We start from the raw sequence: 15,766 nt of genomic DNA on the forward strand, positions 1-15,766 counted from the left end.
GCCGTTTAGGCTATTGCCACCGGTAAAAATAAAGCGCCGCCAGCATCCTGGCGGCGCTTTTTAGTGTGAAAACGAAAACGCTATCAGCCCGCCTGCTGGGCCTGGTGCTCAAGCTCTTTGGTGACATCCGGGGTAAGCTTTAACGCTTGCGCCAGTTGATCCAACCAGGCGCGCTCCATGGGGTTCTGGTCATCAGTTACTGCGACACTCATTAAATACATTTCCCGAGCAGCCTGGGGCGAGTCCGCTTCGCGGGCAAGCGCTTCGGCATCCAATGGAGCCTTTAGCTGCCTTTCGACCCAGTTATGCATTTCCTGGTCGGCCCCTAGCGCATCGATCTGCTCCGTAATCAGCACCTGTTCCTGCTCATCAATATGCCCATCGGCGCGAGCTGCCATTATCATGGCCTGCAGCAGTTCAAGGCTACGCCGCTCCTGAATCTCACCGCTTAATACATCAACACGCTCGCCTTCTGCTTCACTGCTGGTGGCCTGCTGGTTTTTAGCGGCCTGTGAATTCTGCCAGGCCTTCCAGGCCAGCATGCCAACGCCTGCAATAGCGCCATACTTAAGTGCTTTACCGCCCATACTACGGCCACGTTTGGAACCGACCAGCATGCCCATGGCACCACCGCCCAAAAGGCTTTTCATATCGAAGCCGCTGGAACTTCCCGACTGGCTTGAGCGCTGATCACTACCGCCCCCACTCAACTGACGAGACAAGCCCTCCAGCATGCCCTTCACATTGACTCCGCTGCTGCCTTTTTGGCTGCCACCGGCCTGCTGCATAAGCTGTTGAAGAATTTTACTAGCGTTCATCCTTGTACTCCTTGGGCTGACAGGCTGTATTGACAATATACGTACTGACCACGAATGCACGCATAGATCCTACTGAGTCTAGAGGACCTACGCCGGCATAACACCTTGCACTTGTACCGTGCTTCCCTGACGGCTGGCACGTACTTCTATACGAACCGGCATTTGCTCTTTGAGTTCGCTGACATGAGAAATAATTCCGATCATACGCCCGCCCATTTGCAGCTCGCTCAGCATGGTGATGGCTTGGTCAAGGGCATCCTGGTCCAGGCTGCCAAAACCTTCATCGATAAATAGCGTATCGAGCTGAATGCCACCGGCATACGCCTGCACCACGTCAGAGAGGCCCAATGCTAGCGCCAGCGCGGCCATAAACGATTCACCACCCGAGAGCGTCGCGACGGGGCGATTTTTACCGGTATAGGTATCGGCAACATCCAGCTCCAGGCCTGAGGCCTTATTTCCTTTGGAGGGGTCTTCACGGCGTACCAGCTGATAACGCCCTCGGCTCATCCGCACCAGCCGCTCGGATGCCTGGATAAGCACATCATCCAACAGCACGCCAAGCACAAAACGCTGCAGGCTAATGCGATGCCCGGTGCGCCCATTGGCGATCTCGCTCAGCGTTCCCCACAGCCGATACTCGGCTTCAAGCTCCACCTCGGCGGCATGGGCGGCCTTGAGCTTTTGCTGAGTGGCGGTTAGCTGTGCAATCCGAGCCGCCAGGCGCTGGTAGGTTTGATTACAAACCTGCTCATGCGCTTGCGCGCTAGCCACTTGCTCCGCCAAAGCGGTTAAATCAGGCGGCGTTAGCCCCTCAAGGCGTGTCTGGCTATCCTCAAGCTGACCATCCAGCTTGGCCAACGCCTGCTGAAAGAGGGTGACGGTTTCAATAAGCGCCTGGCGCTCGGGCGCTTCCAGGCGGGCCTGAATAAAGTCAGCGTCGTTGTCGAAAGCGCTACCGCTTAGCGCCAATTGCCATTCGTTTTGGGCCGCGCTTAGCGCCTGAGTCGCGGCGGCGACGCGCTGGGCACTATCTGACAGCGTGGTTTCGGCGCGGGCCAGCCCCGTTTGTGCGTGATGAGCACTCTCCTGAGCAGATTGCCACGCCGCCTCAGACTGCTGAATGTCGCTTTGCACACGGCCAAGCTCTGCCTCCAGCGCCTCAAGTGACCCATGTGGCTCGGGCAGTGCCCTGCGCAGTTGCTCACATTGGGCTTCCAACTGATGACACCGCTTTTGGGCGGCCTCTAACTCAGGCTGTTGTGCCTTTATCTGGGTATCCAGCGCTTTCCATTCGCTGCGATGTTGCTCAAGTGTGCGCTCCTGGGCTGCCAACTCTCGAGTCAGCACTTGATAGCGTTCAACATGTCGCTGGCTCTCCTGGCAGGCAGCCTCCAGTGCGCTTATTGGTTTGGCGCCCCACTCGCCCAGCGTATGACGTAAGTACTCGCTCTGCTCATCGTTATAATTAAGCTGTTGGGTCAAACGCTGCTGCAACTGTTGAGCTTGCACCAACGATTGATGCGCCTGCTCATGCTCCGTGCGTGCGCGCTTCACATCGGCCTGGGTAACGGGGGGCTGCTCTTGTACGGCGGGTGCAGGGTGCTCACGGCTGCCACACACCGGGCAGGGCTGCTGGGATTCCAGCCGAGCGGCGAGTAACGCGGCTTGGCCCTGGTGCCAGTGCATCTCCTGCTCGGTGGCGCGACGCTTATAGTGCTCAACCGTTTGCTGATGATGCTCAACATCGCTTGCCGCCTGAGCCACTTGCTCGGCCAATGCAGCGCGCTGGGATTCAAGCCCGGCCAGTGTTTGCCGCTGCGCATGCAGCGCTTGGCGGCCTTTTAACACCTCATCGCAACCTGCAAGGTGATTGCGCTCTATCTGCTCCGCTTTCAGCCTGGCGGCAAGTGCCTCGCCCTGCTCAGCGATGGTGTCGCGCTGCTGCGTTTGTTGGTCAAGCTGCCGATACAGGCTTTGCCATGTTTGTTGCGCCTGGTGTAGCGCCTGCTCTACACCAGTGAGCGCCTGAAATTGCTCCAACGCTTGCTGTAAACGGCCAGCCTGTTCACGGCGTTCCGGCAACTGCTGGTAGCGGGTTTGTGCCTGGTGTAACGCTTGCTGAGCGTGTTGATGCGTCGCCTGCTGTTTTTCAACAGCCGTTTGAGCCTGAACGCGTTCTTGCTGGGTAGCGCTTGCCGTTTGCTGCGCTGTTTGCACGCGGTGAAAGGGTTCGGCCAGCGCCTGGGTTTGTTCATGGGCGCTTAGGCGCTGTTGAGCACGCTCTATTTCCGGCTGCTGGTGTAGCCGCTGTTTTTTTTCTGCGCCCAATGCCGTATGGCGGTCAAAAAGTGCTTGGCACTCCTGCCCCTGGCGCTCGGCAGCCTCTGCCTGTTCACGCTGCTGTTTAGCAATGGCTAACGCCTTTTCAGCAGCCTGATGCTCTGGCGCCAGCGTTTCCAGCGCCTCAATAAGCGCCGCTTCACTTTCAATGTCGCTTGCATCCAGAATGCCCTGGACACGGTGCTGGTGATCTTTCACCGCTCGGTCTATCTGGTTGGCCTGGGTGCGCAGATGCTCTTCAATGCGTTGAAAAATATGGGTTTGAAACAGCTGGGAAAAAATCTTTTCGCGATCTTTTGACTCCGCCAGCAACAGCTCCCGGAACTTGCCCTGGGGCAGCACCATCACCTGGCGGAACTGGCTGGCATCCAGCCCCAGTAGTGCCTGCACTTGGGCGGTAGCATCGTTAACGCTACGCGCGACGAGGCACTGATTTTCCTTGTCATCAGCGGTTAGCCGCCACAGCTGGGCTTCTGCATTTTGCGTTGTCGTCCCTTCGCCTCGCGCTTTAGGGCGCTCCTGCTGAGGCACGCGGCGCACCCGGTAGCTCTCTCCGCGCAGGTAAAAATCCAGCGTTACTTCAGTTAGCAACGTATCGGCGGCCTGGTCGCAACGCATCTGGGTGCCCGAGCGTTCTTCTCCCGTGGTCTGGCCATAAAGCGCGAAGCAGATGGCGTCCAGAATCGAGCTTTTCCCGGCGCCTGTCGGGCCGTTGATCAAAAACAGCGGGCTTCTACCCAGCTGAGAAAAGTTGATGATCTCCTCAGCCGCAAAAGGGCCGAAGGCCTGCATGGTGAGTATGAGCGGCGTCATGACTGGCCCTCTTCATCGCGGCTGAGGGTGGTGATGACATCACTCATGGCGCGCGCCTGGTCCGCGCTCATGGCGTCACCGCTGGTTTGTTCGAAGAAATCGCTGAACATATCCAGGGCATTAAAGCGCAGCCGTTCGCGATCCAGTTGCTGACGCTGTTGCCCACCCAGCATGCCGGGCTTTTCGAGGTGCAGAACATTGGGGTACACCGCGCGTAGCTTGCCCATGGGGTCTAAAATAGCGTGGCGGTCGGTTAGCCGAACCAACAAGTAGTCATCGGCACAGAGGTCCTCGCGCCCTTGTCTCAACAACTCATCAAGCTCGCCTTCCAGCACGCGCACTTCGCGCTTGGGCACCAGCGGATGATGCTCAATGCCGGTCACTCCCTCGTTACCTATATCCACAAGCGTAACGCCTTTACGCTGCCGAGCTTCTGAAAAGCTGTATTTAAGCAGCGAGCCGCTGTAGCGAATATGTTCGCCGCCGCGGTATTGCGGGCCATGCAAGTGGCCAAGCGCGACATAGTCAAAGCCCTGCATGGGCTCCCAGGCAACACTTTCTGCACCACCCAGGGTTAACGGGCGCTCGGAATCGGATGCGCTGCCGCCATCTACGAAGCAGTGGCTCATCAGTACCGTTGGGCGGGTAGCGTGGCGCTTCTCACCAATACGCGTTAGCAAGTAGCGGTGGGCGCTATCAAAGTCGCGGACCGGTTCACCGAACTGGCTGCGTACGTATTCCGGGTCAGCATAGGGCACACCAAAAATATCGACCTCAACGCCGTTGATAGCAAGCGTAACGGGGGTATCGCAGGCGCTCAAATCAGAAAGAATATGCAGCCCCGCCTGACGCAAATGGCGTGCACCAAAGCCCAAGCGCTCGGCGCCGTCGTGGTTGCCGGAAATAATAACCACTGGCAAACCACGCGCTTGGCAAAGCTCGCCCAGCACATCATCAAGCAACGTAACAGCCGCGGAAGGCGGCACCGAGCGGTCATAGATATCGCCCGCAATCAGCACAGCGTCTACGGCTTCGCGGTCGACGATCTCGATCAGCTGGTTTAGAACGTGGCGCTGGTCTTCAAGCAGTGAGATGTTGTGAAACAATCTCCCCAGGTGCCAATCGGCGGTGTGGAGTAGACGCATGGCAGGCTCAACGGCAGGTTAGGTGGTTGCATCATAACAACCTAACCTGACGGCGTTTAGCCTTTACTGGTGAGAAATACTTAAGGGCTCTTGGGCAATTGGCGTTTATGCTCGGTGCGGGTATAGGTGTCAATGATGGTGGTATACGCCTCATCGCTGATGGCATCGCCGACCAGGAAGGCATCAATATCCGCATAAGTCACGCCTAGCGCCACTTCATCCGCCAACAGGGGTTTGAGCGTTTCCAGGTCGGCAGTGGGCTGCTTTTCAACTAGGAAGGCAGGTGCCCCCAGCGCTGCGCCTACTTCACGTACCTGGCGCTTGGTTAGCCCGGTGAGCGGCGCAACGTCACAGGCGCCGTCACCATATTTGGTGAAGAACCCCATTAGTGCTTCGGCGGCTTGATCCGTGCCGACCACCAGGCCACTTCGTGCTCCGGCCGCTGCGTATTGCGTCACCATACGCTGGCGCGCCTTGATATTGCCCAACACAAAGTCGCGGTGAGCGTCGTCTCTAAACGTTAGCCCGCCCTCTTCCAGTGCGGCCAACAGGGCATCACTTGCCGGTTTAACGTTAACGGTCAGCACATGGCCGGGTTCAATAAACGACCGTGCCTTCTGCGCATCGTCTTCATCCTGCTGAGTACCATAAGGCAACCGCATCGCGTAAAAAGAGGCGTCGATGCCCTGCTCACGCGCCTTATTAACCGCTAACTGCGCCAAGCGGCCGCCTACCGTGGAATCCACGCCGCCACTAATGCCCAATACAAGCGCATACTGCCCTGTTTCGATCATTTCGCGACACAAGAAATCAACGCGCTTATCAATCTCTTGCTGAGAGTCAATATGCGGTTTTACCTGTAAAGCCGTTTGAATATGCGATTGGGTTGCCTGCTGATCTACCATTCTGGCCTCCTTGCGGTCGAACGTTGATCCATAGCGGATAGCGTTTTATTCAGGCTAGAGCAGAAATGTGTTTGGTTCTACTCATCTAATGGCGCGCTACCGTTCAATACATCACGATGATATTGAGGAATGTACTCCAATGCATAGTGCGCGGCGGCTAGGCGAACGTCGTTACGATCACCGGAAAAGCGGCGTGTCTCGGTAATCATGTAAATCTTTTGCTCATGGCGAAAGGCCCAGGCAAAGCATACCGTACCGACGGGAATATCATCATGCGGTTCAGGGCCTGCAATCCCGGTATTGGCGACGGTTATAGTGGCATCGTTATTATTAAGTGCCCCTAGCGCCATTTCTCGAGAGGTTTCTTCACTGGTAAGCCCATACGTATCAATCGTATCGAAGCTGACCGACAAATAACGATTTTTTGCCTCCGGGGAATAAACCGCCAGCCCACAGTCAATGCACTGCCCGCTACCGGGCACACGGGCCAGCTCAGAGACAATCAGCCCTGCGGTGCATGATTCAGCAGTGGCCAATTTGAGTTTTTGCTGCTGTAGATAATCAGTAATTTGCTTAAGCAATTCCATTGCGTATCTCCTGACAAATCACAATCCCTGTCGTTTTATTCTTCCTCTTAAAAGGTAGCTGTTCTCGAAGAGGGCTGAAAAATCAGCCAGCAAGTTCATCATTTGTTAAAAAGCTCTTATCCATTGATAAGGGCTTAGCGCTGTTTCTTCCACCCATCCGCGTAGGAGCTGTTCTGTAAGCGGTAGTCATGGCGCACCTCTACAATGACCAGGGCATCTGCCCTGGTCATGTGCTGAACTAGCCGGAAGACTTTTTAACTAGAAGCTTTTTGAAAGCGTAATCGCGCCGTATTTGTCCTGCTTTTCCTGGCCATCAAATTCACGCGTGCGCTGAACACCGGAAAAAACGGCTTGCCACTCATCCCAGGCAATGGCAAAGCCAGCGGCCCCTTCTCCTACCCACTCTTTACGGTCAACCGAGTGACTGCTGGAAAACACGTTGCCATCCAGAGTGAGGTTATGCGCGACGTAGTAGCCTTCGACATTAGCGAATACATACCACTGCCAGCCCGTTGTACTCGTCATGCGGCCACGGTTACTGGGGTTGGGGGTAAGCGTCGGGATACCGCTGGCATCATCACCCCAGCGAACGCCATAACCCGCACTAGCGTAGGTATTGAGGTTGCCCAGGGCAACGCTGACACCGGGGCCGTGAGCCAAGCGCTTACCGGCCAGAGGCACGTTATGCCACCACTGACGACGCATGGTCAGGTTAAGCAACGGCTCATCCTTTAACTGGTTATGCCAGCCGCTTGGACGTTCGCTATTGGTAATACGGTGCACCTCACGCTGAATGCTGTCAGCAAGCGATGATGGGCCTACCAGGCCGGCCTCTATATGAAGATCAGTGGCTTGCTGCCAGCGTCCTACCGGAACATCTTCATAAAGTGACATACCTGCATAGACCAGGCCTGCATAGGGGCGGTCGTCCTCAATTAGCTCAGAGCGCTCGATATCATCCGGCGTATAAATCTGGTGCACCAATCGGAAAGCAACTGAATCTGCCTGGCCTATCAAACTATCCGGCAACGCCGTGGCTAAACGCTGAGTCCAGTTTTCCGGGCTGGGCTTAAATGCCCAATTAAGCTCGAAGCCGCTGGTAAAGTGCCCATCGTCACTGCTCATTAGACCGTCATTTTCATGTGTCACAGAAATGACGTTGTTATCTGCATTCGCCAAGGCAGGGAGTAGACTCATTGCTGCTACAAAGAGAAGCAGGCGCCAAGCAGGCAGGCAAACGTTGTACATTGCTCATCCCTTGAGTGGGGGTTAAAACCAAAGTAGCGCCCTCGAAGAGCGCTAGCAAACATTCCTGATTGTATGTAAACATGCAAAAAGATAGCAAGGAAATATTATTCGCCAAACATCAATAACAACCCAACACCCGTGGCGCAAGGCGCTGCCTCTCTTCTGTTCCAAAGGTGGGTAACAGTAAGCATAGCCAGTTCCTATGCCCTCGCTGCGCGCACCAAGTTGGCAGTACCTTGCTGTATGTATTTAAAGAAATAGCCTAACGGTCCCTTAACAGCCACTGCGGAGTAATTTCATGCTGGCCGTTTTCATCCGTGATAAACAGCGAGCCCTCACTCACCATAACCGCCCAGTTAATAGCGCGCGGGAGGTTCTGAGCAATCACTGCCAAGGCTTCTTGAGGCAAGGTCGCTACGTGAAGATTTTTAAGCGTTGCCACGCCAGGAAGTACTTTGTTTTCCCATATATCGGTGCGCCCGTAGGCAAGCAGCGATACGCGCTCGGCGCGCCGTGAGCACCAGGTTAGGCGTTCGGCATCCGGCAAGCCTACTTCAACCCAATGCAGCACCCGCCCATCCAGACTCTTTTCCCATAGTGCGGGTTCATCCACATCGGAAAGCCCGCGCCCAAATGCAATCGCCTCGCTGTACCACAATACATAAGCAATCAGCCGCGCACTCATCCGCTCTTCTGTTTCAGAGGGGTGGCGTGCCACGGTAAAACGTAGCGTTTCATACACCCCACGATCCAGGTCGGTAAGGTTAATATCAACTTTGTAAGGCGTCGCACTAAGGGCCATCAGAATATCCAGCGATAAATTTTGGCTAGTTTACCTGATGCGCGGCCCGATAGGCGCTAGGCATTCCGATAATCAGCCGTTAGGGTGCTGTGTTTTAACGTATCGGCTTCGTGATGAGGCTCACGCCATTGTTCGTCGAGCGCTGCTTGATACCACGCCTGCATCGCTGGCAGCGTCAACAGGTGCTTTGCATAAGCGTTCGAAGCCTCGCTTAAAGGCAAGCCAAACGTTTGTACACGGAAAACGACAGGTGCGTAGAAGGCATCTACCGCCGTAAATTCGTCACCTGCCAGGTAAGGGCCACCAAAGCGTGAAAGGCCTTCTTGCCAGAGCCTATCCAATCGAGCGAGATCAGCTCTGAGCCCAGCAGAAACATCCTGAAGCGTGACGCGCACGCCGCAGTTCATGAGGCATTCGTTACGTAACGTGGAAAAGCCGCTATGCATTTCGGCGCTGGCCGAACGTGCCCAAGCACGTATTGTCGCCTCTTTTGGCCATACCCGAGCATGCTGCTCGGCAATGTATTCAACAATGGCCAGCGAATCCCAGACGGCCATCTCGCCATCCACCAGGCAAGGCACAAGCCCGGAAGGCGAAAAGCGAATAAACGTATCGCGACTCACCCCATTGCCACCCTCAAAGGCCATAACGTGTTCCTTAAAAGGAATATCAAGCGCCTTCATAAGCACCCAAGGCCGCAATGACCAAGAAGAGTAGTTTTTGTTGGCAATGTAGAGATCAAACATGGTTACCCCTTTTTTACGTCAAAAAAGCAAGGATGGCTACGCTAGTCGCATTATGTCGCCTTTCTTTATCCCATAAATTGCCTGTTTCATCGTCTAACAGATTCTTTTTTTACTTTATTTAAACCAAGGTCGTGTATGCAAGAAAATATCAAGCTGTACGATGTTACCGATAACATAGCCAGCAATTAGCACTATCATTGGGAGTACTCGCATGGATGAATGGACGCAAACGTTATCTACAGGACCGTTGCTAGGCATTGCCGCCGTAGCGGTCTTGTCCCTTTTACTATTGATCATCAGATTCAAGATGCATGCGTTTGTGGCGCTGATGCTGGTGAGCTTACTGACAGCGCTCGCCACGCAGATTCCAGTCAATGCGATTGTTCCCACGATGGTGGATAGCTTTGGGGGAACGCTGGGCGCTGTTGCTCTACTGGTAGGGTTAGGGGCAATGCTTGGCAAGCTTGTTGAGCATTCAGGCGGTGCCAAAGCGCTTGCCGATAAAATGATTGATCTCTTCGGCGAAAAGCGAGCGCCTTTTGCCCTCGGTATCACGTCACTGCTAATGGGCTTTCCGATATTTTTTGATGCCGGTTTGATCGTCATGCTACCGATCATTTTTGCCGTTTCGCGTCGTTTGGGTGGCCCTATCCTTCTTTATGCCATGCCTGCTGCCGCTGCCTTTTCGGTTATGCATGTTTTCCTGCCCCCTCACCCAGGCCCGGTTACCGCATCGGAGCTTTATGAGGCAAATTTAGGGTTATTGCTGCTTGCTGGCGTGGTGATTGCGTTCCCCCTTTGGTGGATATCAGGCTATATGTGGGGGAAAATTGTCGCAAAGCGCTACCCCTTCCCTCTCGCAGACTCCCTGTTCGGCGACGTCAGCGATGACCACGTTATCAACCCGCCTTCTGTCAGCGTTGTTATCAGCATGTTGTTGCTGCCGATTGTGCTGATTTTCATGAACACCGGCTTAAACTTTCTGCGCTCAATGGGCGTTGTGGATAGTGACGCACAGTGGTTCCAACTGCTATCAGCCGTTGGCAACACGCCGGTAGCGCTGCTTATTTCAACGTTGGTGGCAATGTTAGTGCTAGGCCGCCGCCAAGGTATCGGAGGCAGTGCATTAGAAAAAGTGCTTGATTCATCCTTGGCGCCGATTTGCTCGGTAGTACTGATCACAGGCGCCGGCGGTATGTTCGGTGGCGTACTCAGGGCATCCGGCATTGGCGATGCGCTATCAAGTTCGCTCAGCGATATTGGTTTACCGATCATCCTGGCGGCTTATGTCATTGCGGTGATTATGCGCTTGGCCCAAGGCTCGGCAACTGTCGCCCTGGTAACCGCCGCCGGGCTCATGGCCCCCGCCGTGATTGGCGGTGACTTTACATCCATGCAGGTAGTGGCGATTACCCTGGCAACAGCCGCGGGCTCTGTCTTTGCAGGGCATGTCAACGACTCTGGGTTCTGGCTGGTTGGTCGCCTGTTAGGAATGGACGTTAAGACAACGCTCAAGACCTGGACCGTTCAGCAGGCGCTCGAATCCGTTGTCGGCTTTATATTCGCGGTTATTATTTTCATGCTGTTTTAGGTGAGCACGATGACAAAAGCACTTTTCGATATTAACGGCCGCTTGGCACTGGTAACCGGATCCTCAAGGGGGCTGGGCAATGCGCTTGCCAGGGGGCTTGCTTCCCAAGGAGCTCATGTCATTGTGCATGGGCGGGACCTGGAAAGCGTCAAGGAGGAAGCCCACAACATCGCCCAAGAGACAGGCGCCAACGTTGAAGCCATCAGCTTTGATGTCACTGATGCCAGGGCGACTCAGCAAGCCGTAGAAGCACTTATCGATCAGTTTGGCGTTCCGGATATCCTGGTCAACAATGCAGGGCTTCAACGCCGAGCGCCGTTCAATGAGTACTCTACGTCAGATTGGGATGCGCTCATCGCCACCAATCTTTCGAGTCTGTTTTACGTGTCTCGTGCGTTGACTCCAGCCATGAGTGAACGTGGCTCGGGTAAGGTCATCAACATCGGCTCGGTACAGTCCAAACTTGCCAGAGAAACCATCGCCCCCTATTCGGCAACCAAAGGTGGGGTTGTTCTACTCACTCAGGGTATGGCTGCTGACCTTGCTCGCTTCAACATTCAGGTCAACTGCATTTCTCCCGGCTACTTTAAAACTGAAATGAATACCGCGCTATGGCAAGACACAAGCTTTAACCAGTGGGTGGAAAAACGCACTCCGGCACAGCGCTGGGGACATTTCGACGAACTGGTGGGTACGCTGGTCTATCTCTGTTCGGGTGCTTCAAGTTTCGTTTCTGGACAAAATATTTTCGTTGATGGCGGAATGACCTCGGTGGTTTAACACCTGGAAATTGCCTTTGGGGATGAAGCACCATGCAAGCATTAGTTATTCACGGTAAGCAGGATCTACGCGAAGAAAATATTGATCTTCCAGCGCTCGCTCCCGGAAAAGTGCGCTTACGTATGTCTTTCGGTGGAATATGTGGCTCGGATCTTCATTATTATCATGAAGGTGCCAATGGTGCTTTTGTTGTTCGTGAGCCATTGATTCCAGGTCACGAAATGTCAGGAGTAGTCGATGAAGACCCAAGCGGGCAATGGCCGCTTGGCACACCGGTAACACTGCACCCCGCCACATTCGGGCAAAGCCAAACCGGTATCGAAGATAAGCCCCACTTGTGGCCCAACGGAGCCTATTTGGGATCCGCGTCAACCTGGCCACATACGCAAGGGGGCATGAGTCAATTCCTTGATGTCGATGCCAGCATGTTGCGTGCATTGCCCGATACTCTGCCTCTCAAACGTGCAGCCTTAGCAGAGCCACTTGCTGTGGGTCTGCATGGGATCGAAGTAGCCGGAGGTGTTGACCAAAAGCGCGTATTGGTATGTGGAGCTGGACCTATAGGTCTACTCGCTGCCGCTGCTGCACTTGCCAGGGGCGCAAAAGAGGTATGCATTACCGATATTCTTGAGGGACCGCTGTCACGTGCAAAAATACTCGGGGTTCATCGCACCATTCAGGTGGATAGGGAAGAGCTCCCCGAGGAGGCCTTTGACGTGGTGCTTGAGTGCACCGGCGTTCCCGCCTCTATCAATAATGCTATTCTCGCCGTGCGCCGCGCTGGCGTTATTGCTCAAATAGGCATGATGCCTGCCGCTCCGCAGCCCATTGCGCTTGCATCGCTGATTGCGAAAGAAGTTCAGCTTAGAGGCTGTTTCCGGTTCAATAATGAGATTGATGAAGCTATCGCGCTACTGGCAGCTAATTCAAACTTTGATCACGTTATTACGCATGTATTGCCCGCGGCCGATGCTCAACAAGCCTTTGCTATAGCCAAAGATGCGGAGGTGTCCGGCAAGGTATTGATCGAGTTATGGAAGTAACAGATCAACGATTAAGATAATTGATCCCAAAGGGGGGGGGGCGCTACCGCCACCCCCTCAATAATTAACGGAAAACAACCGACGTACCTATCACGCCAACCTGACTAAAAGCTGGCCTTACGCTTCTCTATAAATGCGCTCATGCCCTCTTTTTGCTCTTCACCGGCAAAGCAGAGCGCAAACAGGCTGGTCTCCAGGGCTAATGCACTATCAAGGTCCTGGTCCATCCCGTCATGAACGGCCTGCTTGGCACCGCGTACCGACTGAGGGCCATTGCCTTTTAACTGTTGGGTAAGCTCTTCGATATAACTTTCAAGCTCTGCCTGAGGCATTACGCGGTTAACCAGACCGATGCGTAGCGCTTCTTTCGCGTCTATCTTGCGCCCTGTTGTCACAAGATCAATCGCCATGGCTGGGCCTACGCGGCGCGGCAGGCGTTGCGTACCACCAAAGCCTGGGATGACACCCAACAAAACTTCAGGCTGGCCGAATACCGCGTTGTCGCTGGCTACTGCCCAGTCGCAGGCCAGTGCCAATTCGCAGCCGCCGCCAAGGCAAAACCCGTTCACAAGGGCGACCACCGGCACCGGAAGTGTTTCAAGTCGTTTAATGGTTCGTAACGCCTGGCTTGCAAAGGCGCGCGCTTCTTCCGGCGTTTTATCACGCATTTCGGTGATATCCGCTCCGGCGACAAACGACTTTTCACCGGCGCCCGTCAGTAATACGGCGCGCAGGTTTGGCTGATTCTCAAGCTCAGTCAGGTGGGTCTCTAGCGCGGAAAGTACATCGCTATTTAACGCATTCAACGCCTTGGGACGGTTGATGGTCAGGCGGACGATACCCTCGTTATCGACCTTTTCAATAACTGATTCGCTCATATTGGCTCCTTCATTGTTATGGTGACTTACATCGTTATGACGGCTTAACTGGCCTGCCTTGCAACCCTAGCGAACGCTTGGTTGGGGGGCAATCATTCTTTTCTCGCCCGCCAGAAATACAATCGCCGCCTCCAGGGGCGGCGATTGCCACAATAGGGCGATTAACCAACCTCGAAATCACTCAGGCATTGAATGCCTGCGTCAATTACCGCCCGCTGGGCACGCCCAACAGGGAGCCACTGGGTGATCACAAACTGTGCGCTTAGAAGTTTTGCCTTATAGAAAGGGTCTGTTGTGCCCTGCCCAATGGCCGCCTGCGCACTGAGTGCCGCCTGCCCCATTTGCCAGGCGCATAACACATGGCCTGCCAGGTTTAGCAACGGGGTCGCATAACCCTGTACGGCATCAGGCCCTTTTTCCGGGTCTTTGCCCTGCTCAAGTACCTGCTGCTTGGCAGCACGTAAATCCTCAAGCCCGGCAGCCAGCGCCTGTCCCAAATGAGCCAACGCAGGTTCAGCCTTGAGACGTTCAACCGTGTCGGCTACTTCGTTTAGTAGACTGGAAAATGCTTCGCCATTATCACGCTGTAACTTGCGTCCTGCTAAATCCAGCGCCTGAATGCCGTTAGTGCCTTCATAAATGGGTGCGATACGAGCATCACGCAGCAGCTGTGCCGCGCCGGTTTCTTCGATATACCCCATCCCGCCGTGCACCTGAATACCTAACGAGGCGATCTCTACCGCTTGATCCGTCGAGAAGCTTTTTACCACAGGAATCAAGATATCCACGCGAGCCTGAGCCGCCTGGCGTTCACTCTCGTTTTCAGCATGGCGGGCGGTGTCCAGCTGTGCTGCACAGTACAGCGCTAACGCACGCAGCGCATCGGTGCGCGCGCGCATGGAAAGCAGCATGCGCCGCACATCAAGATGCCCACTGATGGGGCACTCTTTACCGCCTCGCGCTGCCGACAAACGACCCTGATGGCGCTCTTGTGCGTAGGCAAACGCGTGCTGGCAGGCGCGTTCGGCTACGCCAATCCCCTGGATACCCACTTTATGACGCGCCTCGTTCATCATGGTGAACATGTGATTCAGGCCGCGCCCTTCTTCACCCACCAGATAACCGATTGCCCCACCCTGCTCGCCAAAACTTAACGAACAAGTCGGTGAGCCGTGGATACCCAGCTTGTGCTCAATGGCGGTGCATAAAACGTCGTTACGCTCGCCCAGGGTGCCGTCATCATTGACGAGAAATTGGGGCACTAGAAACAGCGAGATGCCTTTATTACCTTCAGGCGCATCAGGTTTACGCGCCAGCACAAAATGAATGATATTTTCAGCGGCGTCGTGCTCACCCCAGGTAATATAGATTTTCTGGCCACTTATCCGGTAATGATCGCCTTCAGGTACTGCCTTGGTACGCACTTTAGAAAGATCCGACCCTGCCTGGGGTTCGGTCAGGTTCATGGTGCCTGTCCAGGTCCCTTCTACCAGATGGGGTAAATACGTCGCTTTCAGCGGCTCGCTGCCATGATGGGCCAATGCTTCAATGGCGCCAGCGGTTAACATGGGACAAAGCCCTAACGCCATATTGGCACCGTGGAGCATTTCCTGAACGGCACTGGCCACCACTTCAGGCAAGTTCTGCCCACCTAATGCTTCCGATACGCCGATGCCGTTCCAGCCGCCTTCTACATACGCCTGGTAGGCCGCCGCGAATCCATCAGGCGTCGTTACTCGCCCATCAGGATGATGTTTGGCGCCTTGATGATCACCGGTAGCATTCAGCGGCCCCCAAACGTCACCCGCTAGCTTGGCGGCTTCATCCAGCACCGCCTCAACAACGTCGGGTGTTGTCTCTGTAAAATTGGACAGCGTCAGCGAGTGATGCCCGAGCAGTTCTTCGAGCACAAAACGCAAATCGCGTACCGGCGCGACGTAGTGATTCATGGCAAAACCTCGATGTAGAAATAAAACAGTCGTTTGTTATAAACCGTTATATTCGATAGTAGTTTCCTGCCTATCGTTACACCATTAGCCCAACGTCTCACCTCTTTACGATACAGAC

The 15,766-nt window shown here is 54.8% G+C and carries 13 protein-coding genes; 3 read left to right on the plus strand and 10 right to left on the minus strand.

What is annotated here, in order from left to right; genetic code table 11:
* Positions 1 to 83: 83 nt before the first annotated feature.
* From ACT3RQ_RS11735 to ACT3RQ_RS11770, 8 genes are all read right to left on the minus strand, one after another.
* Positions 84 to 818 (minus strand): tellurite resistance TerB family protein, encoded by a 735-nt coding sequence (locus tag ACT3RQ_RS11735; protein ID WP_444640367.1) that lies wholly within the window; start codon positions 816 to 818, stop codon positions 84 to 86.
* A gap of 87 nt (positions 819 to 905) precedes the next feature.
* On the minus strand, positions 906 to 3,974 hold the full coding sequence (locus ACT3RQ_RS11740) for an AAA family ATPase (protein ID WP_444640366.1): 3,069 nt from the start codon (positions 3,972 to 3,974) through the stop codon (positions 906 to 908).
* Positions 3,971 to 5,119 (minus strand): exonuclease SbcCD subunit D, encoded by a 1,149-nt coding sequence (locus tag ACT3RQ_RS11745; RefSeq protein WP_444640365.1) that lies wholly within the window; start codon positions 5,117 to 5,119, stop codon positions 3,971 to 3,973. The genes ACT3RQ_RS11740 and ACT3RQ_RS11745 overlap by 4 nt, the downstream gene beginning before the upstream one ends.
* Before the next feature lie 80 nt (positions 5,120 to 5,199).
* Positions 5,200 to 6,024: an ammonia-dependent NAD(+) synthetase gene (gene nadE, locus ACT3RQ_RS11750; RefSeq protein WP_444680537.1), complete on the minus strand. Its 825-nt coding sequence runs from the start codon at positions 6,022 to 6,024 to the stop codon at positions 5,200 to 5,202.
* Between the two features lie 77 nt (positions 6,025 to 6,101).
* A complete protein-coding gene (locus tag ACT3RQ_RS11755; protein ID WP_444640363.1) occupies positions 6,102 to 6,611 on the minus strand; it encodes a CinA family protein in 510 nt (169 codons plus the stop codon).
* A gap of 258 nt (positions 6,612 to 6,869) precedes the next feature.
* Positions 6,870 to 7,859 (minus strand): lipid A deacylase LpxR family protein, encoded by a 990-nt coding sequence (locus tag ACT3RQ_RS11760; protein WP_444631501.1) that lies wholly within the window; start codon positions 7,857 to 7,859, stop codon positions 6,870 to 6,872.
* Between the two features lie 262 nt (positions 7,860 to 8,121).
* Positions 8,122 to 8,661, minus strand: coding sequence for a YaeQ family protein (locus tag ACT3RQ_RS11765; RefSeq protein ID WP_192527464.1), 540 nt, complete (start codon positions 8,659 to 8,661; stop codon positions 8,122 to 8,124).
* 56 nt (positions 8,662 to 8,717) lie between these two features.
* Complete coding sequence (locus ACT3RQ_RS11770; RefSeq protein ID WP_444680538.1) at positions 8,718 to 9,407, minus strand: glutathione S-transferase family protein; 690 nt, start codon at positions 9,405 to 9,407, stop codon at positions 8,718 to 8,720.
* 211 nt (positions 9,408 to 9,618) lie between these two features.
* On the opposite strand from ACT3RQ_RS11770, the gene ACT3RQ_RS11775 reads away from it, so the two are divergent.
* From ACT3RQ_RS11775 to ACT3RQ_RS11785, 3 genes are read left to right on the plus strand one after another with little or no spacing between them, the layout of a single operon-like run.
* Positions 9,619 to 10,998: a GntP family permease gene (locus tag ACT3RQ_RS11775; protein WP_444640361.1), complete on the plus strand. Its 1,380-nt coding sequence runs from the start codon at positions 9,619 to 9,621 to the stop codon at positions 10,996 to 10,998.
* Positions 10,999 to 11,007: 9 nt separating this feature from the next.
* Positions 11,008 to 11,778 carry a glucose 1-dehydrogenase gene (locus ACT3RQ_RS11780; protein ID WP_444640360.1) on the plus strand — a complete coding sequence of 257 codons (771 nt, stop codon included), beginning with the start codon at positions 11,008 to 11,010 and terminating at the stop codon, positions 11,776 to 11,778.
* 32 nt (positions 11,779 to 11,810) lie between these two features.
* Positions 11,811 to 12,821: an L-idonate 5-dehydrogenase gene (locus ACT3RQ_RS11785; RefSeq protein WP_444640359.1), complete on the plus strand. Its 1,011-nt coding sequence runs from the start codon at positions 11,811 to 11,813 to the stop codon at positions 12,819 to 12,821.
* A 104-nt stretch (positions 12,822 to 12,925) separates the two neighbouring features.
* Here the strand turns inward: ACT3RQ_RS11785 and ACT3RQ_RS11790 are convergent, their stop codons facing one another.
* Together ACT3RQ_RS11790 and ACT3RQ_RS11795 are read right to left on the minus strand one after the other, a co-directional pair.
* Positions 12,926 to 13,699 (minus strand): enoyl-CoA hydratase-related protein, encoded by a 774-nt coding sequence (locus ACT3RQ_RS11790; RefSeq protein WP_444640358.1) that lies wholly within the window; start codon positions 13,697 to 13,699, stop codon positions 12,926 to 12,928.
* A 161-nt stretch (positions 13,700 to 13,860) separates the two neighbouring features.
* Positions 13,861 to 15,648 (minus strand): acyl-CoA dehydrogenase, encoded by a 1,788-nt coding sequence (locus ACT3RQ_RS11795; RefSeq protein ID WP_444640357.1) that lies wholly within the window; start codon positions 15,646 to 15,648, stop codon positions 13,861 to 13,863.
* Between the last annotated feature and the right edge of the window lie 118 nt (positions 15,649 to 15,766).

The organism is Halomonas sp. AOP43-D1-4, from assembly GCF_052446175.1.
GTDB classification, from domain to species: Bacteria; Pseudomonadota; Gammaproteobacteria; order Pseudomonadales; family Halomonadaceae; genus Vreelandella; species Vreelandella citrativorans.